The sequence below is a fragment of the Sulfurimonas sp. HSL-1656 genome (assembly GCF_039645585.1).
Classification (GTDB): domain Bacteria; phylum Campylobacterota; class Campylobacteria; order Campylobacterales; family Sulfurimonadaceae; genus Thiomicrolovo; species Thiomicrolovo subterrani.
This window is the reverse complement of the sequence record NZ_CP147915.1, coordinates 1,848,153-1,868,451: the sequence shown is the minus strand read 5'-3', so window position 1 is coordinate 1,868,451 and position 20,299 is coordinate 1,848,153. Positions and strand designations below refer to the sequence as shown.

The window sequence follows — 20,299 nt, the reverse complement described above, 5'->3', positions numbered from 1 at the left end:
GTATTATAGTCGGGAGGCCCTTAAAAAGGGGTGAAGAATAGGGGCTGCCCTTCCCGCGCCGTTCAGCGCTTTTCCGGCGGGTTCAGGACGGCTTTTTCTTCGCCGAAAAGGTTAAAGGAGTAGAGCAGTGAAAGCATGCCGCTGTACATGACCCGGGTCTCCGTCAGGGGGCTCTCGGAGACGGGGTCGCCGAAGCGGTCGGCGCGGAGATTGCCGAGCAGGTGCCAGTGTGCGTTGATGTTGTATTTGACGTAGGTCTGCACGGCCAGGTTCAGCGTTGCGTCGCTGCGGTAGGCGGGCCGGCCGATCAGCAGGTTCTCTTCGCTGTTTTTGACGCCGAAATAGTAGTTTGCAAAGGGCTGCGAGAGCCAGACGGCGAGGACGCTCGGCACGAAGTACCAGTCGCCGACGCTGAAGCTCTGCCCCGCCTCCAGCCGCAGTTTCGTCCCGTTGTTCGTATCGGTAATGTCGTGCATGATGAGAAACTCCGCGAAGAAGTCGCCGCGGGCATAAGCGGCCGAGAGGCCCCCTTCCCAGCCGCTGTCGCGCTCCGCCATCCCCTGCAGGATGGGCGTTTTTGAGCGCTGGTTCAACTGGGTCAGCGCGCGGCGCTCGTAGTAGCCGAGGATCTGCGGCTGCGCCGTGAAAGAGAGCCCCCAGCTCTGCGTCTCGCCGCTGTCGCCGAGGAAGTACATACCGACCCGGGTCCAGCGGATGTAGAAGAGGGAGTTGTCAAAGAAGATGACGGGTGTAGCAAGTACGACGGGGTCGGCGTCTTTATAGGGCAGGGTCTGGAAATAGGGGCCGCCCCCGATGAAAACGTCGTCTTTGGAAAAGAGCAGGAGCGGGAGCAGGGTAAGGAGGAAAAATTTCTTCATCGTATGCGGGTGATCACGTGGAAATAATCCGGATCGTTTCCTTTGTAATAGGGCTCGATGACGGCGTTCTGGTAGCCGCCGGTCAGCTCGATGGAGCGGACCCTTCCGACCTTGATGCCGGGAAAAAAGAGGTGGTCCAGGCCGGAGGTGACGACTTCGTCGCCCACGGTGATGCCGATCCAGGTTGGGATGTACTGCACGAGCATCGTGTCGCTGTTGCGGCCGCGGACGATCCCAGGGGCCTTGTTGGGGCCGACGAAGACGGCGTAGGTGCACTGGTAGTCGCCGTTGAGCAGGGCCAGCGGTCTGCCGTCGCGCGCCGTGACGATGCCCGCGGCCGTTTCGTTGTAGACCATGCCGTAGAGGCGGGAGGCGTTGAAATCCTCCATCTGCAGCCAGAGCTTGGTCATGTCGGCGAAGTTGGCATAAGCGATGGTACGGACAAGGGCAAGGCGGGGATCAAAGCGGAAGGTGGAGTTGTTCTCCGCCAGCAGGGCGTTGAACTCGGTAGCCATCTCGTGCAGGAGCAGGTGCGACTGCCGGTAGAGTTCCGCCTCTTTACGCAGTGCCTGGATGGTCTCCTGCTGTTCGAAATTCTCTTCGATCATATTGCCGATACCGGTGGTAAAGGTATTCCAGGAGTGGTTGATCCATTGCAGGCCGGAGAGGAGGGGGGATTGCAGGGTCGTCGAAAAGAAGACGGAGCCCGCGAACAGCAGGAGCAGGAAGAGGAGCGCGGAGGCGCGCTTACTCATTTTCGAAGAGTTCCTGGAGCAGGTCGATCTCCTCCAGGGCGCGTCCCGTTCCCTTGGCAACGGCCAGGAGCGGTTCGTCGGCGACGAAGACCGGGATGCGGATGATGTCCGCCAGGAACTTGTCGAGCTGGCGGATCAGGGCGCCGCCGCCCGTGAGGATGATGCCGTGGTCGACGATGTCGCCGGCGAGGTCTGGCGGCATCTTCTCAAGGACGTCACGCAGCGCTTCGGCGATCTCTTTGAGGGGCTCTTTCATCGCCTCGTAGGCGTCGTCGCTGGTGAGCTCGATGGTGCTGAGCATCCCTTCGACCTGGTCGCGGCCCGTCGCGACTTTTGTCAGGCGTTTTTCCAGCGGCAGGGCCGTCCCGATCTCGATCTTGATCTCCTCGGCGGTACGGTCGCCGATGAGGAGGTTGTATTTGCGTTTGACGTAGTCGATAATCGCTTTGTCGATCTTGTCGCCGGCGGTGCGGATGGATTTGGAGAGCACCAGCCCGCCGAGGCTGACGACGCCGATCTCGGTCGTACCGCCGCCGATGTCGACGACGAGGTTCCCCTGCGGTTCGCGGATGTCTACGCCTGCGCCGATGGCGGCAGCCATCGGTTCCTCGATGAGGAAGACTTCCCGTGCGCCCGCGGAGAGGGCCGATTCGCGGACGGCTTTACGCTCGACCTGGGTCAGGCCGTACGGCACGCAGATGATGATGCGCGGGCTGATCAGCGCCGAGCGGCCGTGAGCCTTCTCGATGAACTTGCGGATCATCTTTTCGGTCATGTCGAAGTCGGCGATGACGCCGTCTTTCATCGGGCGGATGGCGCGGATGTTGCCCGGGGTTTTCCCGACCATCTCCTTGGCCTCGTGCCCGACGGCCAGGACGCGCTGCTGGCCGAATTTTTCCATCTTCACGGCGACGACGGAGGGTTCGTTGATGATGATGCCGTGTCCCTTGGCAATGACGAGGGTGTTGGCCGTTCCCAGGTCGATGGAGAGGTCGTTGGAGAAGAGTCCGATCAGTTTGTTCAGAAGCATCGTGTTCCTTTAAGCGCTTTTCTTGTCGTCAGTTTTGATGTAGAGGGGTTTCTCCCCCTCGGTGATACATTCGGCCGTGATCACGACCTCGTAACCGCTGTAATCGGGCAGTTCGTACATGATGTCGATCATCGTCTCTTCGAGGATCGAACGCAGGCCGCGTGCCCCGGTCTTGCGGGCTTTGGCCTTGGCGGCAATGGCGCGCAGGGCATCCTCTTCGAAGGTCAGTTTGACGCTGTCGATGGCGAAGAGCTTGGCGTACTGGCGGATGAGCGAGTTCTTCGGTTCGGTGAGGATGCGGATCATATCCTCTTCGCTGATCTCGTTGAGCGAAGCGATGACCGGCAGACGGCCGATCAGCTCCGGGATCAGGCCGTAATGCACGAGATCATCGGGCTCGACCATCTGCATGGTGACTTCCTGCTCGGCGGTGCTTTTCTTTTCGTGGCCGAAACCGAGCACGTTCTTGCCCGCCTTGCGCTTGAGGATCTCCTGCATGCCGTCGAAGGCGCCCCCGCAGATGAAGAGGATATTGGAGGTATCCATCGCGATGAAGTCCTGGTTGGGGTGCTTTCGGCCCCCCTTGGGCGGGATGTTGACGACGGAGCCCTCAATGATCTTGAGCAGCGCCTGCTGGACCCCTTCGCCGGAGACGTCGCGGGTGATGGAGCGGTTTTCACTCATGCGGGCGATCTTGTCGATCTCGTCGATGAAGAGGATCCCCTGCTGGGCGCGCTCGACGTCGCCGTCGGCGGCCTGCAGCAGCTTGGTAAGGATGTTCTCGACATCCTCGCCGACGTAACCCGCCTCGGTGAGGCTCGTCGCATCGGCGATCGCCAGGGGGACGTTGAGGATGCGGGCGATCGTCTGGGCCATCAGGGTCTTCCCGCTGCCCGTCGGTCCGATCAGCAGGACGTTCGATTTGGCGATCTCCGTGTCGTCGTCGAGGTCGTGCTGCTTGAAGATCCGCTTGTAGTGGTTGTAGACCGCGACCGAGAGCAGCTTGCGGGCACGCTCCTGCCCGATGATGTACTCGCCCAGGAAGGCGTTGATCTCCTTGGGCGTCATCAGTTCGCCGACATGTTCGACGAGCTTGTAATCCGCTTCGGTGAGGGCCTCTTCGTCGCCGAACATGATCTTGTAGGCGGAGAAGACACAGTTCTTGCAGATGTAGGCGTCGTTCCCCGCGATCAGGGGGTTGGCGTCGCTTTCATGGGTGCCGCAGAAGCTGCAGTGACGATCTTTCATGACTTACTTCCTCTCAAAGGGGATACCCCGTTTGGTTTTCAGGATAAAGTTACACAGGTTGTGTACGTAGTGGTTTTCGCTGCTCTCCACCAGTTCCGCCGCCGTCTCTTTGAGGGGCTGGCCCGATTCGAAGAGGTCGCGGTAGGCGGACTTGAGGGCATCGATGTCGTTGCGTTCCGTGTGGCGGCGCAGGCCGGTCAGGTTGAGGCCCCGGATAACGGCGCGGTTGCCCTCGGCCATACAGTAGGGCGGGACGTCCTGCGACAGCGCCGACGCGCCGGCGATCATCGCGAAGTCGCCGATCTTGACGAACTGGTGGATCGGGGTCATCCCGCCGATAACGGCGTAGTCGCCCATTTCGACGTGTCCGGCCAGCGTCGCGGCATTGGCCAGGATGCAGTGGTTGCCGATGATGACGTCGTGCCCGATATGGACGTAGCCCATAAAGAGGTTGTGGCTGCCGATGATCGTTTTGCCGCCGCCGCCTTTGGTGCCCGGGTTGAAGAGGGTGAACTCGCGGATCTTGTTGTAATCGCCGATAATGAGTTCCACATCCTCACCGCCGAATTTCAGATCCTGCGGGATGGAGCCGAGGACGGCATAGGAGAAGATCTCGTTATGCTTGCCGATGGTCGTCTTCCCGTAGATACAGGCGCCCTGGGCGATCTTGGTGCCGTCGCCGATGGTGGCTTCGGAAGAGATGAAACAGAAGGGGCCGATTTCGACGTCGTCGCCGATAACGGCGCCCGCTTCGATGATCGCCTGCGGTGAGATTTTGCTCATTTGCCTGCCTTACTTGTCGACGATCATCGCTTTGAGCTCGGCTTCGGAGACGAGCTTGTCGTCCACATAGGCCTTGCCCTCGAGGATCCAGATGGCACCTTTATGCTTGACGACTTTCATGCGGTATTCCAGGCGGTCGCCCGGGCGGACGGGATTGCGGAATTTCGCACCGTCGATACTCATGAAGTAGACAACTTTCTGTGCCGCTTCCTCTTCGGTCATATCCATGCTTTTAAATGCCAGGATACCGCCGGCCTGCGCCATCCCCTCGAGGATCATAACGCCCGGATAGATAGGGTGGCCAGGGAAGTGGCCTTCGAAGATCTGTTCGCCGATGGTCACGTTCTTGTAACCGGTGAGGGACTCGTTCGGGTTGAGTTCGGTGACGCGGTCTACGAGGAGGAACGGGAAGCGGTGCGGCAGAATTTTCTGAATTTCGACAACATCGATCATAGTGGTTGGATCTTCCTTTTTCTGATAGGTTGCCCGGCATGTTTTGTCCGGGGAAAAGTGAGTGATTTTAGCGAAAAAGGGGTTAATAACCGATTAGTCTGCGATGAGCCGCTCTTTCGTGTCTTCGTATACCTTGGCGTCGAGGGTAAGGGTGAGTTTGCCCTCTGGTGTGTCGTCGACAACGATAACGGGAGAAAGGTCGAACGGGGTGTCGCAGAGCTGCTGCCGCAGGGCCAGTTCATCTTCGAGAGCGGGCGGTTCAAAGCAGAGCGCCTTGACGTTTTCATACGATGTTCCCAGGCGGCGGTTGAAGGTTTCAATGGTGATGAAACGGACGTCGTCGCGGTTGAAATAGTAAATACCGTGCTGTTCGTACTCCACTTTCCCGCTGGCGCGTGTACGCGGCAGGGTCGAATAGTGCAGGGCGTAAGCAGGGACGGACTCCGCTTTTCCCCGGGTGAGACGGCAGGTGAACTGGCGGTAGTTGAGGAACTTCTGCTTGACGATGCGGTAGGTCTTACCTGCGTCTTCCAGCGCCATCCGCTGCTCGTACATGGCCAGCCGCTCCTCGATGGAGGCGGGCAGGATGCGGCCGTCGATAGGGGAGAACATCTCGTCCATCAGGCGATCCTGGTGTTCGCGCTGCATGCTCAGCCCGAAGAGGCAGCCGCAGTAGTCCTGGCGGTAGAGCTGCTGCTCCTTGGTGACGCGGCTCTGGTCCTGGGTGCCGCCGCCGGCGCGGTAGTCGACGGCGATGAACTCGACGCCGTGCTCCGCGTGGAAGGCGTCTCCGACGCGCTTGAGCTGCTCCTGGGACTTGAGCGGGCTCACCAGCAGGGTGGTCGTCATCCGTTTTTCGCCCAGTTCCAGGGCTTTGTTCGCGCTCACCTCGAAACGGCGGTCGAAGCAGACCTCGCAGCGCGCCCCTTTCTCCGGCTCCTTTTCCAATCCCCGCACGGCGTCCATCCACGTTTCGAAGTCGTATGCGCCTTCGAGCAGATCGATGCCGAGTTTCTTGCACGAACGCTGGACGTCAAGGTAGCGCAGGCGGTACTCGGAGTAGGGGTGGATATTGGGGTCGTAGAAGAAGCCCGTGAGCTTCTCCTCGGGGAAGTCGTGCTGCAGCTTCTCCAGGAAGAAGTGGGAGTCGACGCTGCAGCAGATATGGACGAGCATGGCGGTAACTTACGCCTTTTCGGCGAGAATTTCGACTTTCTCGATCTTGTCCTGGCCGGCGATGCTGTCGAGCACGGCCATGGAGTCTGCGTCACCGGCTTCGATGCCGCCGAAGACGGTATGGACGCCGTCGAGGTGCGGGCACGGGACGAAACAGATGAAGAACTGGCTGCCGCCCGTGTTCGGACCCGCGTGGGCCATGGAGAGGGTCCCTTTGACATGCTTGTGAACGTTATTCTTCGTTTCGCACGCGATGGCCCAGCCCGGACCGCCGGTACCCGTACCGTGCGGGCAGCCGCCCTGGGCCATGAAGCCCGGGATGACACGGTGGAAGTTCAGGCCGTCATAGTAGCCGTCTTTGACCAGGAAGGCGAAGTTCGCGACCGTGTTCGGCGTCTCTTCGTTGTAGAGTTTGAGCCACATGACACCCTTGCTCGTCGTCATTTTCGCCCATTGGAACGATGCCATCTCCTCGGCGCTGTAGTCGTAGGTCTTGAGTTCTTGTTTTCCGAAACCGAACATAGGTAGTACTCCTGTCTATTTTAAAGCGCATTATATTTGGGAAAAACTTAACGGGCGGTTTTTAAATCGGGTTACCCGTAGAAAACGGCATAGGCCAAGGCTGCCGCTCTGCTTAGGGCAGCGAAAAACGGTAAGAGAGGCCTGCCCCGACGGAGGTCGCGCTGAAGGGACGGTCTTCCCGGTAGAGGTCCTGGCTGTTGACGGACATGATCTGCCCAACCTGGGCATAGAGTGCGATACGGTCCGTGAGCGTATAGGTCGTGCCGACGGAAGGTTTGAAGACGACGCCGTCCACGTTGGTGCCCAGCAGGAGCTGGAAAAAACTCTGGAAGCGCGTGGAAGGCGTGTAGCGGTTCTGGATCCCTACCCCCGCCAGGATCTCGCCGTACCCCGGGTAGCCCAGGTAGTCGTTATAGGCGACACTGACCTGCGTGGCAAAGTACCAGTGGGGGTCCAGCAGGGCGTCGAGCTGGGTGGAGAGCATATGCACGTCGTGGTGGCTCGCACCGTCCACTTTGACATTCAGCTCGCTCTGGGGAAAGACGCTGAGGCGGAACCCTTTGAAGGTACGCCCGCCTGCCGTGCCCTTCTTGGCGCCGGTGAGATGGTAATTGAGGGAGGCCCCCAGCGTATAGTTTCTGGAGCTTCCCGTCGGTGCGGCCAGGTAGCCGCCGGAGAGGGCCAGACCGCAATCGTCGCCCGGGAGGTACTCCAGCGACGCCTTGGGGTAGACCAGCAGCCCGGAGCCGGTGTCGATGAGGTCGGGCGAATACCCTCCCGATCCGACGCCGACCTGGCCGTAGAGGTGAACGTGGGGAGAGAGGGAGAAGCGGCGGCCGGCGCCGGGGAGCACCTGGTTATAGAGCGGAAGGCCCTTGTAGCCGATTTCCGCTTCGACGAAGAGGTAGTTGGCATCATCGAGGAAATGGGAGAACTGCAGCGCGATCGTGTTGACGGTCTTCTTGTTCGTGCCCGTCGGGTCGATTTGAAAGAGGTTGTTCATTTCAAACGTCAGGATATGCTCTTTGCTGCCCAGCAGCTTGACCAGCGCGGGGACGATCTTGCCGGCATCGGCATAGGACGCGGCGGTGTAATCGACCGCCTTTTCGACAAAGAAATTGACCTGGGAACTGTCGATCTGGGAGTCTTCAAATTTGATGTAGGCGTAGTTCACGCCGACGGAGAAGTGGTTGTCGAACTCGTACCCCAGACCGATATAGCCGATGCCGAAGCCGCCCGAACCGGAGAGCTCTTTGCTCTGCGCGATGCTGGAACCCCCGCCGCCGCCGCCCACGGTGGCCCCCGCGTCGATAAAGAGCCCCTCATAGAGGGGGTACTGGGCATGCAGCGTGGCATCCAGGGTCATGAACCCGCCGTAATCCCCGCGGACCAGCGGGGCATGGGCACCGAGACCGAAATAGAGCCAGTCGTTGAGCTGCAGCAGGTAGCGCAGGCCGAGCAGGTCGATGGCGTCGCTGCCGGGAAGGTCGATGACCTGGTAGTCGGCGACGACCAGCCCCTGCGAGGTGTAGGTCTGGACATCCTGCGATGCGCGGAGCGTCTCTACCGGCAGCAGCAGCGCAAAGAGCAGGGGGAGGGCCTTGTAGAGTCTATCGGGAACATGAAACAGCGGCAGTTTGGGCATAGGGGCACCTTCGGGTAACGCTTTTTGACAGTTGCGGGGCATTATAGCATCCGCTGCACGGCACGCCGATGCTGCCGCGGTGTATTTTTTGGCCGGGGTGTGTTGTTCTCCGGCCCCGGCAGGATTTTTTCTGCACGCTGTTTTAGGATAAACTTCAATAGAGTTAACGGGAAAACGGGATATAAGCATTTGAAAAGAAAAGCATCGCACGGCCTTTGGCATACGATCAGCCTGGAGAAGATCAACTTCCTGGCCATTGTGGCACTCTTCTGTTTTGCGATGCTTTTTACGCTGCTGGTCATATTCGAAGAGTACCGGGATTTCGACCGCGATGCCGCGCAGATGCGTGCAAGCTACCTGCAGCAGCAAAAAGAGATGATCCGCGAAGAGACGCAGCGCGCGATCAGCTTCATCGAGCATGAGTATGAACGCTGGAACGGCCGTCTTGATGAACAGGTGCTCCAGCACAATATCATCGATGCGATCAACGCCCTCTATGACCGCGGGGACGGCAGCAAATACATCTTTATCTATACGGTCGACGGCATCAACGTCAACGATCCGAACAAGCCCGAGAACTTCGGAAAGAATATGCGCAACGTCCATGACGTGAACGGGGTCGCCGTCCACGACGGGCTCATCGCCGCGGCGCGCGAGGGCGGTTTTCTGCACTATGTGTGGGAGAAGCCGACGACGGGGGAACTCTCCCCGAAGATCGCCTCGGCCGTCATCTTCGAACCCTGGCACTGGCTCATCGGTACGGGGGTCTACCTGGATGACATCGACGCGTTGATCGCGGAGAAAAAACTGCAAAAACGCGACCAGCTCATCAAGTACGTCATGGAGATCCTCACCCTCAGCGCCATCCTCTTTGCCCTGGCACTCAGCGGGATCAAGCTCATCAACAAGGTCCTGCGCGACGAGATCCGCACCTTCAGCGACTTCTTCTCCCTCGCCGCGTCGCGCTACGTCGTCATCGAGCGTGAACAGATCCGGATCGCCGAGTTCCAGACCCTGGTCGTTCACGTCAACGCGATGGTCGACACGATCCACAGCCGCAACCTCGAGCTCTCCGAACTCAACGCCTCGCTGGAGCAGAAGGTGCGGGACAAAACGGCCAAGCTGCAGAAGGAGAAGGCGTTCAGCGACCAGCTGGTGCAGTCGCAGGACGCTTTCATCAAGCAGTCCATCCACGAGGTCAACACCCCGCTGGCGGTGATCATGACGCAGATCGATCTCTACCGCCACATGCACGGCGAGGACCGCTTCCTCGGCCATATCGAAGCGGCGGCGAAGATGCTCCATACGATCTTCGACGACCTGCGTTACATGGTCAAAAAAGAGCGGATCGACTACCCCTCCGACACGATCGACCTGGGGGCTTTCCTGCAGGGGCGGCTGGCATTTTTCGAGAGTGTCATGACGGCGAACCGCCTGAAAGCGGCGGCAAGGATCGCGGAGGCGGTCCCGGTCTGTATCAACGAGGAGGAGCTACGGCGCCTCGTCGACAACAACCTTTCCAACGCCATCAAGTACGCCTATCCCGACAGTACGGTCGACATTGAGCTGGAAGTGGTGGCGCAGACGGCCCGGATGCGTTTTACGACGCGTTCGAATCCCATCGACCGCCCGGAGAAGGTCTTCGAAGCCTTCTACCGGGAAGCGGACGAGCTGAGCGGCTTCGGGCTGGGGCTGCACCTGGTCAAGTCCATCTGCAACAAGTACGGCATCGAGACGGACATCCGCTCCGAAGCCGGCGTGACGGCGTTTACCTATATTATTGCGAAAGGGGGGTGCGATGAAAATCCTGCTGCTTGAAGATGAGGTGATGCTCCAGGGCGCCGTGAGCGAATACCTGCAGATGCACAACCACCGGGTCGACGCCTTTGTCGACGGTGCGGAGGCGCTGGAGGCAATCATGAAGGGCGGGTACGACCTGCTGATCCTTGACATCAACGTCCCTTCCATCGACGGCCTGAGCCTGCTCGAACAACTCAATGCGGCGAAACTTGCCGTCCCGGCGATCTTTACGAGCGCGCAGACCGACATCGCCGAGATCTCGAAGGCGTACGAGCTGGGCTGCTTCGACTACCTCAAAAAGCCCTTCCACCTGCAGGAGCTTCTCTTGCACATCAACCGGGTCATGCGCGACGTCCCGCCCGAGCAGCGCAAACACCTGCGCCTCTCCAAGCGCTACAGCTACGACATGCTCAACGAGACCCTGCTTTTCGACAACGTACCGCAGACCCTGACCCGCCGCCAGCACCAGATCATCGACCTGCTTGCGCGCAACATGAACCGGGTGGTCGATTTCGAAACGTTCCGCATCTACGTCTGGGACGAAGCGATCATCGATAACGCGACGATCCGTGCCGAGGTGAACCGCCTGAAAAAAGCGTTGAAAGAGGATTTCATCCAGAATATCCGTGCCATGGGGTACATGATCGACGGATCATTGAAATAGGGGCCCTGTGCCGCACCTGTCTCGGCCGGGTTACGGCAGGACGATGGGAATGTAGTACTTCAGGGAGAAAAATCCCGTCTCGTTTAAAAAGTCGTTGTCGTCGTAGATGAGGTAGGCGTGCTTCGCCGTGGTCTCGTACCCGCTCGAGGGGAGCCACTCATGGTAGACCCAGCGGATCAGTTTCAGGATATCGTTACGGTACCCGCGTGCAGTGAACTCCGCGTAGACGCCCCCGTGTATCTCGAACGAGGGCAGGGGGACCTTTTCGGCGTTAAAGGGTTCGTTGAGGACGATGCAGGCGACGTAGTGGCACTCATCCAGCGGGGTGATGATCGGGTTGTCGTGATAGAGCGCGATCTGCGCATAGTTCCGGATGTCGCTGCCGAGGGTAAACGCCTGGAGCTTCTGCCAGCACTGCTTGATGGCATCGTCGTACCCCCGGTGCCGGATATAGTAGACCTTGAATGACGGCATCTTTTTGATAACGGGCGAAAGATTTTCATAGGTGACGTCGGAGGTCAGGTCGTCCGGCATCTCCCGCACGATCGTATCCGAATAGGCCATGAACCCGCCGTTGCGCCACGCTTTCGGCGTCATCGCGAATTTTTTGCCGAAGGCCCTGATAAAGGAGGTCTGCGAACTGTAGCCGGTCATGGCGGCGATCTTTGAAATGGTGGATTTCTTGTTGGTGATGAGCAGGTTCGCCGCCATCTGCAGCCGGATCGACTGGATCGTCTCGTGGATGTTCCTGCCGAACTCCCGCTTGAAGAGCCGGTGCATGTGGAACTTTGAGACCCCGAAATCGGCGCTGAGGGTATCCAGGTTGATCGGCGTGTCTATATGCTCGTAGATATAGTGCATTAGGTCGTTGGTGATTTTGGTTCTGTGGCGTTCGGAGCCTTTTTTCATAAGAGAAATTATAGCAAGATATGCCAACTTTGGATGCAAGAAGTGTTGATTTATAGGTTGCGGAATGTATGGAATTCCCTTGGTGAAACGACTATAATTCCGCCGAATGCCAGATGCAAAATGCGTGAAAAACAGAGCACCCGAAACGGGTGGAAAATCGCTGCTATCCAAAACATAACTGACACCGAAAACCTATCCCATTAGAGCCATACAGAAATGCATTACAGATTCCTATTCGGACTTCTTCCGGCGCTCTTCCTCGGCGCCTGCGTGCCGATGACCGACAAACAGGCACCGATGGCGACACCGGACCTTTCCCGCGAACTGGGGCAGGACGCTCCGGGGTCACAACTGCCCGAAGCGCGCCTGGAGACCGACTGGTGGAAAGGGTACGGCGACGCGCAGCTCGACGCGCTGATCGAAAACGCGCTGCGCAACGCACCGGCTCTCAAAAGCGTCGAAGCGCGCTATGCGCTGGCAAACAGCGCCATTGCCGCCGCGCAGTCGGGCAACGTGCCCCATGTCTCGGCCGATGCCGCCGTCACGCGGGAGCGTTTCAGCGCGAACCACATTTTCCCCGCACCCCTCGGCGGAGGGACGTACACCCTTTACGAGACGGGTGTCAGCCTGGACTACACCTTCGATTTCTGGGACGAACGCGCATCAAGGATCCGTTCCGCAGCGTATGGCGCCCTGGCGCAGAAAGCGGCCGTCGATGCGGCGAGACTGGCCCTTGCCGTCGGTATCTCCACGCTCTACCTCTCCTGGCACTTCGACGGGGAGCGCCTGCTTCTTCTCGAGACCTCCGAGCGCGCGCTGGTCGAGGAGCAGGCCATCCTGGAAAAAAAATGGAAACAGGGGCTGATCGACGCCACGGCGCTCTATGCGAAACAGGCGGAGGTGGCGGCCCTCAGAGGGGAAAAGGCCGCCGTCAAGCGGGCTATTGCTGGCAAGTTAGAGGGGATCGGCATCCTGGGCGGGTTCCTGCCCTCCTATACCGACACCCTGGCCGTGCCGAAGCTCCGCGAAGACACCGAGGTGCCCCTCCCCGAAGCAGTCCGCCTGGACCTGGTCGCGCACCGCGCCGACGTGACGGTCTGCAAATACATTGTCCTCAGCAAAGAGCAGAACATCGAGCAGGCCAAGGCGCAGTTCTACCCCAATATCAGCCTCACCGGGCTGCTCGGGTTTATCTCGTTTGATTTCGGCAAGCTGCTCGCGGCGTCGTCCTACGCTCCCGCGGGGGGTGCGGCCCTTTCGCTCCCCCTGTTCGACGGCGGCGCCCGGGAAGCGAACCTGCAGGCCAGCGTCAGTGACTACAACCGCGCCGTCAACGATTACAACGCGGCCGTCATCAAGGCGGCGAATGAGGTCGTCGGCGTCCTGAAACGCACCAGACTCATCGTCTCGCAGACGCAGCTGCATGACACGGATATACGCGCGAAGCAGCGCAATGCGGCCCTCGCGCAGAAGCGGTTTGGCGGCGGATTGACGGACAAGCTGCCCTACCTGGAGGCCAAAAGGGCGTATTGGCGCGGCGAACTGGCCGGCATCGCGCTGCGCGAGGAGCGCGCAGGCCTCAAGATCGCCCTGATCAACGCGCTCGGCGGCGGCTACCGTGACCCGGACGCGAAGGAGGATGCAAATGACTAATACCCTGGTGCAGCCGTTATCCTGGAAGCGTACGGCGCGTGAGTGGCTCGCGACGGACGCGCCCGTCCTGACCTATATGGCGAAGGCGACCTTTGCCGGGCTGCTCGCGCTGGTCATCTCGATGACGCTGAACCTGCCCGACCCGCGTACGGCGATTTTCACGACCTTTTTGGTCATGCAGCCGCAAAGCGGCCTGGTCTTTTCCAAGAGCTACTACCGTGTCCTGGGGACGATCGCCGGGGTCGGCGTTTCCCTGCTGATGATGGGCCTCTTCGCGCAGGACCCCGTCTGGTTCATCGCGTTTTTCGCGCTCTGGATCGGGCTCTGTACCGGCGCCGGGCTGAAATTCCGCAATTTCCAGTCCTACGGTTTCGTTCTTGCGGGCTACACGCTCTGCATCGTGGCCCTTCCCGTGATCGAGACGCCGCTGGAGATTTTCAGCATCGCCGTGTCGCGCTTTTCGGAGGTCATCATCGGGATTATGAGCGCGACGCTCGTGAGTGACATGGTCTTCCCGCGCAAGCTGTTCGATTCGCTGCTGGCCAGTGAGCGGGAGCGGTTCGCCAACCTCTTTTCCATCCTCGGCGAGGGCGACGCGCTCTTCGCAGCCGGCACGGAAACGGAACCCGGGAGTGCGGGCTTCTCCGGCGTCGTCGGTCTGCATGCCGTGCGGATCAACAGCAGCTTTGAAAGCGGCACCGACCGCAAGGCCCGGCAGCTTTCGGGACAGCTCAACCAGGAGTATATGCACCTCTCGACGACGTTCCATTCGCTCAAAAACATCCTGGCCGCCGCCGGCGAGCGCATGCCCCCCGAGGCACGGGAGTCGCTGGCCGGACTTTACGCCCCGGTCGCTTCGGTGGTGAATGCGTCGCCGCGCACACCGGTCTCCGTCGAAGAGCTCGACGGCATCATTGCCGGCGTGCTGGAGGCCAAAGAAGTGCTTCAGACCCTGGTGGAGGAGGAACGGCTCCGTCTGGCACCGTTCCTGGAAGCTGATGCCTACGAGGCTTTCAGCTCGGCGTCCGGCCTCATCGTGCGGCTGCTTGGCGAACTCCACATCCACTGCGTGACCTACCGGGCCTTCCTGCGGCACCGCCTCTCGGGGAGGGCGTCCCGGGAGCTCAGCCGCGTCGTGCGGTTTTCGACCCATACCGACAGCGTCCTCGTCGCGCTGGCGGCACTGCGGGGCAGCGGGGTGCTGCTGGTGACGATGCTGTTCTGGATCGTGACCGGGTGGCCCTACGCGACGCTGACCGTGACCCTGGCAGTCGTGCTGGGGCTGCTCATCGGGACCCTGCCGAGCCCGCTCGCCGCGGTGATGAACTTTTTCAAAGGCGGGGTGAGTGCCGTGGCCGTGGCGGCGGTCTACGATTTTTACATTATTCCCGAGTACACCTCGGACATGCTGACCCTCGCCCTGGTGCTTGCCCCTGTACTGGCCGTGGTGGCGTGGTGGACGACGCAGCCCCGGTGGAGCGGTTTCGCGCTGGGCTTCATTTTCTTGTTCATGTACCAGTGTTCGCTCGACCCCTACTTCCGGGTCGATCCGACGGTCTTTATGGAGAGCACGCTGGCGTACCTGATCGGGATCGGTTTCGCCGGTCTGGCGTACCTGCTGGTCAACTTCTGGTCCTGTTCGCTGACGCAGCAGCGTGTCGCGAAGATCCTGCGCCGGCAGATCGTGACGCTGTGCAGCGGCACGATCACGGTGCAGCGCAGCGCGCTTGAGAGCACGGGGCGTGACATGGTGCAGCAGTTTTCGACGCAGGGGCGCCTGAACATGCGCTCGAGCCGTCTGGTGTACACATGGCTGCTTTCGACGCTGGAGATCGGCCGTGCGGTCATTGCCGTGCGGCGCAGCCGGAAGCGGCTGCCGCTTTCGGCGGCATCCGACAGCCTGGACGGTGCGATCTACGCGGTCCGGAACTACTTTGCAACCCCCTCGGAGCAGATGCGGCGGATGCTGCTCATGACGCTCAAGGAGGCGGTCGCGGTCCTGCATGCGCAGGGGGATTCGGCGGGCGCGGCCGAGCTGAAAAGGATACAAAAGGCGGCGGCGGAACTGGCATTGATCCGTACGATCATGCTGAGTGAAGGGTCGCTGCCGGTCGTGACGGAGGATACATGCCGCTAGAGATCACCCTGCTGGGCATCCAGATGCCTACGCTCCTGCCCATCTTCGCGGCGGCGGCCGTTTTACAGATTTTGGTGGACCGCATCCTTGCCGATGCCGGGGTCTATAAACATGTCTGGCACCCGGGGCTTTTCAGGACGGCGGTTTTCGTCTGCCTTTTTACCCTGCCGTGCCTGTTGATCTATACTTGAAAGGGATAGGATGACTCTCAATACCAAGCTTTCCAAACTGGTGCGCTATACCATTACCTTTACGGTAGTGGCCGTCGCTGTTTTCCTCGCGCTGCTGCTCTGGCAGAATTATATGGAGAGCTCATGGACCCGCGACGGCCGTGTGCGCGCGGACATCGTTATGGTCGCGCCCGACGTGAGCGGCCTGGTGAGCCGCATCGCCGTTGCCGACAACCAGTTCGTCAAACGCGGCGACCTGCTGTTCAGCGTGGACGGGGCCCGTTTCGAGCATGCCCTGCACGAAGCCGAAGCGGTGGCCCGGACCCGCAAAGCAGAGTACGAGATGAAGCAGCGCCAGTACCTCAGGCGTGCGGCCCTAGACAGCGAGACGGTTTCACAGGAGAGCCGCGAGGATGCGCGGCTCGAAGCCGACATCGCTAAGGCGCGCTACGAGGAGGCGCAGGCCCGTGCGGAAACCGCTGCGCTCGACCTGCAGCGCTCCGCTGTCCGCGCGCCCTGCGACGGCTGGGTCTCGAACCTGCTGCTCAGGGCGGGCGACTATGTCGAACGCGGCGAGAGCCGCATGGCGCTTGTCAAAGCGGACTCCTTCTGGGTCTACGGCTATTTTGAAGAGCATAAACTCTCCCTCATCCGCGTCGGCGACTTGGCGGAGATGAAAATGCTGGGAAGCAAATACACCCTCAAGGGGCATGTCGAGAGTATCGCGAGGGGGATCTCCGACCGGGACAACGCCACGGGCGAGCGGCTGCTGGCAAACGTCAACCCGACCTTCACCTGGGTCCGCCTGGCACAGCGTATCCCGGTCCGGATCCATATCGACACGGTCCCGGAGGGGTTTACCGTTGCCGCCGGTATGACGTGTACCGTCAGAATCAAGCCGCCGGTTTCCGAATAAGGCGCAGGCCAATACCAATAGTAACAATACGACGATGGCGGAGGATAGATATGTAACTAAAAGTTACACTGTTGAGTGAAAGGCCTTTTTTTTTATCGATTCGCTTGAATGCTATGTTGATGCTATTTTTCTCTCTTACGATGCAACTTAAGCTTCATTACGGGGAGAGAAAATGAAAAAAATAGCTTCAAGCGTCTTGGCGGTTGGCCTGCTCGGCGGTGCAAACCTCTTTGGCGCCGAAGACCTGAGCGCGATGTTTTCCGAGGGGCAAGCCAGCGGTCAGATCCGGATGTTTTACGTCGACAGAGAGTACCAGGGCGGTTCGGGTGCGGATACCCACCGCAATTCCCTGGCGCTGGGCGGCAACCTCAAGTATACGCTGGATGCCTGGAACGGCCTGAGTGCCGCCGCGGCGCTCTATACGACGAACGCGATTCATACGTTCGACTTGAAAGTGATGGACCCCTCCCTGCTGGGAACGGGCTATGAGAACTACGCCATCGTGGGCGAGGCGTATATCAATTACGACATGAGCGCACTGGGGACAAAAACCGTTGCCAAGCTCGGTTACCAGCGCTACGATACACCGATGATGGGCGGCGACGACGCGCGTATGCTTCCCACCACGTTCGAAGCGTACAAGCTGACGAACAGCGATATTGAAAACGTCGAGTTCCAGGTTGCGCAGGTCCAGGCGGTTGCCTACGGCTCTTTCTATAACGCGTACCATCCGTATGCCGGCGGCATGCTGCCTGTTACGTCCGGTTACACGACGGAAGGCGATGTCGTCGCAGGAAAATACTACAACATGGGGAAGGCCGCCGTCGGGAAGAACACAGGCGGTGTTACCAATGCTATGGTGAGTTTTAAAAACAAAAACTTCAATGCAAAGCTTTCGAACGATTATGCATGGGATCTGTATAACACGCTCTATGCGGAAGTAGGGGCGACCTGGGACTGCCTGCTCAACGCGAACGTTCATCCGTTCGTGGCGGTGCAGGCGATCAAGCAGGACAGCGTCGGAAGTGAATACTTGAGCAACGTTTCTGTCGCCAAAGACATCAACGGTACGCCGGTCTACGGAGAAGGTAAAGTCGATTCCTTTTACTGGGCGGCGAAAGTCGGTGCCAGTTATGCCGGTCTGACGGCCTATGCGGCCTATTCGGAGACGACGGCCAACGATGCCGGCGACGATGCGTACAAACATGCCATCATCTCCCAATTCGGCGGCATGCCGGCCTATACGCAGGGCATGGTGACGCGTCACCAGTTCTTTGCCGGGACGAAAGCGTGGAAAGCGGCGGCGAGCTACAACTTCAAATCGCTCGGGACGAACCTCTCGACGGCCGTGTTCTACGCATCGTTCGATATGGATGCCGAAAGCGGCTACGGCGTGGAGCGCACGGCATCGGAATCAGGGTTCGATATCCAGTACTACCCCGAAGCGGTCAAGAACCTGCAGCTGCGTTTGCGCGGGAACTTTCCGAGGAAGTTTGCGGAAGCAACAGCGGGCAGCGACACGGGCTGGAACGAATATCGGTTTATTGTAAACTATAACTTTTAATTAAAGGACGGTCATGACACAGGAAATGGTTGAGCACATTAAGAACAACCCGAAGTACCAGGAACTGGTGAAGACGCGCAGCGCTTTCGCCTGGAAACTTTCCATCGTGATGCTGGTGGTCTATTTCACCTTTATCCTCACGATCGCCTTTGATCCCGCGCTGCTCGGCACGCCGCTGAGCGAGACGGGGGTCACGACGGTCGGCATCCCGGTCGGTGTTGCGATTATCTTTATCGCCTTTATTCTGACGGGAATTTACGTCAAGCGCGCCAACGGCGAGTTCGACGATCTTAACCGCGAGGTGCGTGCCGAACTCGAGCGCGACATGGCAAAGGGGGCTGAATGAAACGTCTTCTCATTCTTTTGACCGCCGCAGCATCCACGCTGATGGCATCGGGCGCCATTGAGGGTGCCGTGGAAAAACAGCCGCTGAACGTCTCCGCGATCGTGATGTTCCTCGTCTTCGTCGGTGCGACGCTGGGTATTACCTACTGGGCGGCCAAGCGCACGAAAACGGCCAAGGACTTCTATACCGCCGGCGGCGGGATCACGGGCTTCCAGAACGGGATGGCGATTGCGGGCGACTACATGTCCGCCGCATCGTTCCTGGGGATCTCCGGCCTCGTCTTCCTCAAAGGGTATGACGGGCTGATCTACTCCATCGGTTTCCTGGTCGGCTGGCCGCTGATCCTCTTCCTCGTGGCGGAGCGCCTGCGCAACCTTGGCAAGTACACCTTTGCCGACGTCGCCTCCTTCCGCCTGAGACAGACACCGATCCGTACCCTGGCGGCCTTCGGCTCCATCGCGACGGTGACGCTCTACCTGATCGCGCAGATGGTCGGTTCGGGCAAGCTGATCCAGATCCTCTTCGGTCTGCCGTACGAGGTCGCGGTCATCCTGGTCGGTGTGCTTATGATCCTCTACGTCACCTTCGGCGGGATGCTGGCGACGACGTGGGTCCAGATCATCAAGGCGGGGCTGCTGCTCTCCGGTGCGACCTTTATGGCGATCGCCGTCATGGCGCACTTCGGGTTCAGCTTTGAAGCGCTCTTCTCGAAAGCGGTCGAAGTCCACAGCACGCACGATGCCATCATGAGCCCGGGCGGCCTGGTCAGCGACCCGGTCTCCGCGATCAGCCTCGGTATCGCGCTGATGTTCGGTACGGCGGGTCTGCCGCATATCCTGATGCGCTTCTTTACCGTCTCCGACGCCAAAGAGGCACGCAAATCGGTCTTCTATGCGACCGGTTTCATCGGCTATTTCTATATCCTGACTTTTATCATCGGGTTCGGGGCGATTGTCATGGTGGCGACCAACCCGCACTACCTTGATGCGGCGGGCGCACTGCTCGGCGGTAACAACATGGCGGCGATCCACCTCAGCCACGCGGTCGGCGGGAACTTCTTCCTCGGCTTCATCTCGGCGGTGGCCTTCGCGACGATCCTCGCGGTCGTCTCCGGTCTGACGCTGGCGGGTGCTTCGGCGATCAGCCACGACCTCTACGCCAACGTCTTCCGCCGCGGGCAGGTCGACGAGATGCAGGAGATGCGCATCTCCAAGATCGCCGTCGTCGTCATGGGGATCGTCGCGATCCTGCTGGGGATTGCGTTTGAGAAGCAGAACATCGCGTTCATGGTCGGTCTGGCCTTCGCCATCGCCGCATCCGCGAACTTCCCGGTGCTCTTCCTCTCCATGTTCTGGAAGAGACTGACCACACGCGGTGCCGTCATCGGCGGTTCGCTGGGACTCGCTACGGCGGTACTGCTGGTGATCCTGGGCCCCATCGTCTGGGTACAGATCCTCGGTAACGCGGAAGCGGTCTTCCCGTACAAGTACCCGGCGCTCTTCTCCGTCACGGTCGCCTTCGTCGGTATCTGGTTCTTCTCCATTACCGACAAGAGCGCGGACGGCGAGAACGAACGTGAAGCCTTCGAGGCCCAGAACATCCGTTCACAGACTGGTATCGGTGCCGAAGGCGCCGTCAGCCATTAATTGC

At 59.9% G+C, this 20,299-nt stretch carries 19 protein-coding genes; 9 read left to right on the top strand and 10 right to left on the bottom strand.

Annotated features, from left to right (window positions below; genetic code table 11):
* Positions 1 to 62 precede the first annotated feature (62 nt).
* The 9 genes from WCX49_RS09705 to WCX49_RS09665 form a co-directional block, all read right to left on the bottom strand.
* The gene (locus WCX49_RS09705) at positions 63 to 878 is read right to left on the bottom strand and encodes a MipA/OmpV family protein (protein ID WP_345984895.1); all 816 of its coding nucleotides are present in this window, start codon (positions 876 to 878) and stop codon (positions 63 to 65) included.
* Positions 875 to 1,633, bottom strand: coding sequence for a rod shape-determining protein MreC (gene mreC / locus WCX49_RS09700; protein ID WP_345984894.1), 759 nt, complete (start codon positions 1,631 to 1,633; stop codon positions 875 to 877). The genes WCX49_RS09705 and mreC overlap by 4 nt, the downstream gene beginning before the upstream one ends.
* Positions 1,626 to 2,663, bottom strand: coding sequence for a rod shape-determining protein (locus tag WCX49_RS09695; protein WP_231018803.1), 1,038 nt, complete (start codon positions 2,661 to 2,663; stop codon positions 1,626 to 1,628). Before WCX49_RS09695 ends, mreC begins: the two co-directional genes overlap by 8 nt.
* Positions 2,664 to 2,672: 9 nt before the next feature.
* The gene (clpX, locus tag WCX49_RS09690; protein WP_345984893.1) at positions 2,673 to 3,911 is read right to left on the bottom strand and encodes an ATP-dependent Clp protease ATP-binding subunit ClpX; all 1,239 of its coding nucleotides are present in this window, start codon (positions 3,909 to 3,911) and stop codon (positions 2,673 to 2,675) included.
* A gap of 3 nt (positions 3,912 to 3,914) precedes the next feature.
* A complete protein-coding gene (gene lpxA, locus WCX49_RS09685) occupies positions 3,915 to 4,694 on the bottom strand; it encodes an acyl-ACP--UDP-N-acetylglucosamine O-acyltransferase (RefSeq protein ID WP_345984892.1) in 780 nt (259 codons plus the stop codon).
* A 9-nt stretch (positions 4,695 to 4,703) separates the two neighbouring features.
* The gene (fabZ, locus tag WCX49_RS09680) at positions 4,704 to 5,147 is read right to left on the bottom strand and encodes a 3-hydroxyacyl-ACP dehydratase FabZ (protein WP_345984891.1); all 444 of its coding nucleotides are present in this window, start codon (positions 5,145 to 5,147) and stop codon (positions 4,704 to 4,706) included.
* Between the two features lie 93 nt (positions 5,148 to 5,240).
* The gene (locus tag WCX49_RS09675; protein ID WP_345984890.1) at positions 5,241 to 6,323 is read right to left on the bottom strand and encodes an epoxyqueuosine reductase QueH; all 1,083 of its coding nucleotides are present in this window, start codon (positions 6,321 to 6,323) and stop codon (positions 5,241 to 5,243) included.
* A 9-nt stretch (positions 6,324 to 6,332) separates the two neighbouring features.
* Positions 6,333 to 6,845, bottom strand: a complete 513-nt coding sequence (locus WCX49_RS09670; RefSeq protein WP_345984889.1) for a peptidylprolyl isomerase — start codon at positions 6,843 to 6,845, stop codon at positions 6,333 to 6,335.
* A gap of 112 nt (positions 6,846 to 6,957) precedes the next feature.
* Positions 6,958 to 8,490 carry a hypothetical protein gene (locus WCX49_RS09665; protein WP_345984888.1) on the bottom strand — a complete coding sequence of 511 codons (1,533 nt, stop codon included), beginning with the start codon at positions 8,488 to 8,490 and terminating at the stop codon, positions 6,958 to 6,960.
* Between the two features lie 189 nt (positions 8,491 to 8,679).
* On the opposite strand from WCX49_RS09665, the gene WCX49_RS09660 reads away from it, so the two are divergent.
* Together WCX49_RS09660 and WCX49_RS09655 are read left to right on the top strand one after the other, a co-directional pair.
* Positions 8,680 to 10,308: a cache domain-containing protein gene (locus WCX49_RS09660; protein ID WP_345984887.1), complete on the top strand. Its 1,629-nt coding sequence runs from the start codon at positions 8,680 to 8,682 to the stop codon at positions 10,306 to 10,308.
* A complete protein-coding gene (locus tag WCX49_RS09655) occupies positions 10,289 to 10,954 on the top strand; it encodes a response regulator transcription factor (RefSeq protein WP_345984886.1) in 666 nt (221 codons plus the stop codon). Before WCX49_RS09660 ends, WCX49_RS09655 begins: the two co-directional genes overlap by 20 nt.
* Before the next feature lie 30 nt (positions 10,955 to 10,984).
* Here the strand turns inward: WCX49_RS09655 and WCX49_RS09650 are convergent, their stop codons facing one another.
* Positions 10,985 to 11,863, bottom strand: a complete 879-nt coding sequence (locus WCX49_RS09650; protein ID WP_345984885.1) for an AraC family transcriptional regulator — start codon at positions 11,861 to 11,863, stop codon at positions 10,985 to 10,987.
* Positions 11,864 to 12,079: 216 nt separating this feature from the next.
* Between WCX49_RS09650 and WCX49_RS09645 the strand changes: the two genes are divergently transcribed.
* The 7 genes from WCX49_RS09645 to WCX49_RS09615 all read left to right on the top strand — a co-directional run bounded on the left by WCX49_RS09645 (position 12,080) and on the right by WCX49_RS09615 (position 20,295).
* Positions 12,080 to 13,516, top strand: coding sequence for an efflux transporter outer membrane subunit (locus WCX49_RS09645; RefSeq protein WP_345984884.1), 1,437 nt, complete (start codon positions 12,080 to 12,082; stop codon positions 13,514 to 13,516).
* Complete coding sequence (locus tag WCX49_RS09640) at positions 13,509 to 15,653, top strand: FUSC family protein (protein ID WP_345984883.1); 2,145 nt, start codon at positions 13,509 to 13,511, stop codon at positions 15,651 to 15,653. Before WCX49_RS09645 ends, WCX49_RS09640 begins: the two co-directional genes overlap by 8 nt.
* Positions 15,644 to 15,844: a DUF1656 domain-containing protein gene (locus WCX49_RS09635; protein WP_345984882.1), complete on the top strand. Its 201-nt coding sequence runs from the start codon at positions 15,644 to 15,646 to the stop codon at positions 15,842 to 15,844. Before WCX49_RS09640 ends, WCX49_RS09635 begins: the two co-directional genes overlap by 10 nt.
* Before the next feature lie 10 nt (positions 15,845 to 15,854).
* The gene (locus WCX49_RS09630; protein ID WP_345984881.1) at positions 15,855 to 16,739 is read left to right on the top strand and encodes an efflux RND transporter periplasmic adaptor subunit; all 885 of its coding nucleotides are present in this window, start codon (positions 15,855 to 15,857) and stop codon (positions 16,737 to 16,739) included.
* A 172-nt stretch (positions 16,740 to 16,911) separates the two neighbouring features.
* The gene (locus WCX49_RS09625; protein ID WP_345984880.1) at positions 16,912 to 18,303 is read left to right on the top strand and encodes an OprD family outer membrane porin; all 1,392 of its coding nucleotides are present in this window, start codon (positions 16,912 to 16,914) and stop codon (positions 18,301 to 18,303) included.
* Between the two features lie 13 nt (positions 18,304 to 18,316).
* Entirely contained in the window at positions 18,317 to 18,649 is a 333-nt protein-coding gene (locus tag WCX49_RS09620) for a DUF485 domain-containing protein (protein ID WP_345984879.1), read from the top strand.
* Entirely contained in the window at positions 18,646 to 20,295 is a 1,650-nt protein-coding gene (locus tag WCX49_RS09615; RefSeq protein WP_345984878.1) for a cation acetate symporter, read from the top strand. Before WCX49_RS09620 ends, WCX49_RS09615 begins: the two co-directional genes overlap by 4 nt.
* Positions 20,296 to 20,299: the final 4 nt, after the last annotated feature.

Excerpts from the sequence above, each read along its gene's own strand:
- WCX49_RS09705 (WP_345984895.1), bottom strand. The coding sequence starts at position 878 with ATGAAGAAATTTTTCCTCCTTACCCTGCTCCCGCTCCTGCTCTTTTCC.
- mreC (WP_345984894.1), bottom strand. The coding sequence starts at position 1,633 with ATGAGTAAGCGCGCCTCCGCGCTCCTCTTCCTGCTCCTGCTGTTCGCG.
- WCX49_RS09695 (WP_231018803.1), bottom strand. The coding sequence starts at position 2,663 with ATGCTTCTGAACAAACTGATCGGACTCTTCTCCAACGACCTCTCCATC.
- clpX (WP_345984893.1), bottom strand. The coding sequence starts at position 3,911 with ATGAAAGATCGTCACTGCAGCTTCTGCGGCACCCATGAAAGCGACGCC.
- lpxA (WP_345984892.1), bottom strand. The coding sequence starts at position 4,694 with ATGAGCAAAATCTCACCGCAGGCGATCATCGAAGCGGGCGCCGTTATC.
- fabZ (WP_345984891.1), bottom strand. The coding sequence starts at position 5,147 with ATGATCGATGTTGTCGAAATTCAGAAAATTCTGCCGCACCGCTTCCCG.
- WCX49_RS09675 (WP_345984890.1), bottom strand. The coding sequence starts at position 6,323 with ATGCTCGTCCATATCTGCTGCAGCGTCGACTCCCACTTCTTCCTGGAG.
- WCX49_RS09670 (WP_345984889.1), bottom strand. The coding sequence starts at position 6,845 with ATGTTCGGTTTCGGAAAACAAGAACTCAAGACCTACGACTACAGCGCC.
- WCX49_RS09665 (WP_345984888.1), bottom strand. The coding sequence starts at position 8,490 with ATGCCCAAACTGCCGCTGTTTCATGTTCCCGATAGACTCTACAAGGCC.
- WCX49_RS09655 (WP_345984886.1), top strand. The coding sequence starts at position 10,289 with ATGAAAATCCTGCTGCTTGAAGATGAGGTGATGCTCCAGGGCGCCGTG.
- WCX49_RS09650 (WP_345984885.1), bottom strand. The coding sequence starts at position 11,863 with ATGAAAAAAGGCTCCGAACGCCACAGAACCAAAATCACCAACGACCTA.
- WCX49_RS09645 (WP_345984884.1), top strand. The coding sequence starts at position 12,080 with ATGCATTACAGATTCCTATTCGGACTTCTTCCGGCGCTCTTCCTCGGC.
- WCX49_RS09640 (WP_345984883.1), top strand. The coding sequence starts at position 13,509 with ATGACTAATACCCTGGTGCAGCCGTTATCCTGGAAGCGTACGGCGCGT.
- WCX49_RS09635 (WP_345984882.1), top strand. The coding sequence starts at position 15,644 with ATGCCGCTAGAGATCACCCTGCTGGGCATCCAGATGCCTACGCTCCTG.
- WCX49_RS09630 (WP_345984881.1), top strand. The coding sequence starts at position 15,855 with ATGACTCTCAATACCAAGCTTTCCAAACTGGTGCGCTATACCATTACC.
- WCX49_RS09625 (WP_345984880.1), top strand. The coding sequence starts at position 16,912 with ATGAAAAAAATAGCTTCAAGCGTCTTGGCGGTTGGCCTGCTCGGCGGT.
- WCX49_RS09620 (WP_345984879.1), top strand. The coding sequence starts at position 18,317 with ATGACACAGGAAATGGTTGAGCACATTAAGAACAACCCGAAGTACCAG.
- WCX49_RS09615 (WP_345984878.1), top strand. The coding sequence starts at position 18,646 with ATGAAACGTCTTCTCATTCTTTTGACCGCCGCAGCATCCACGCTGATG.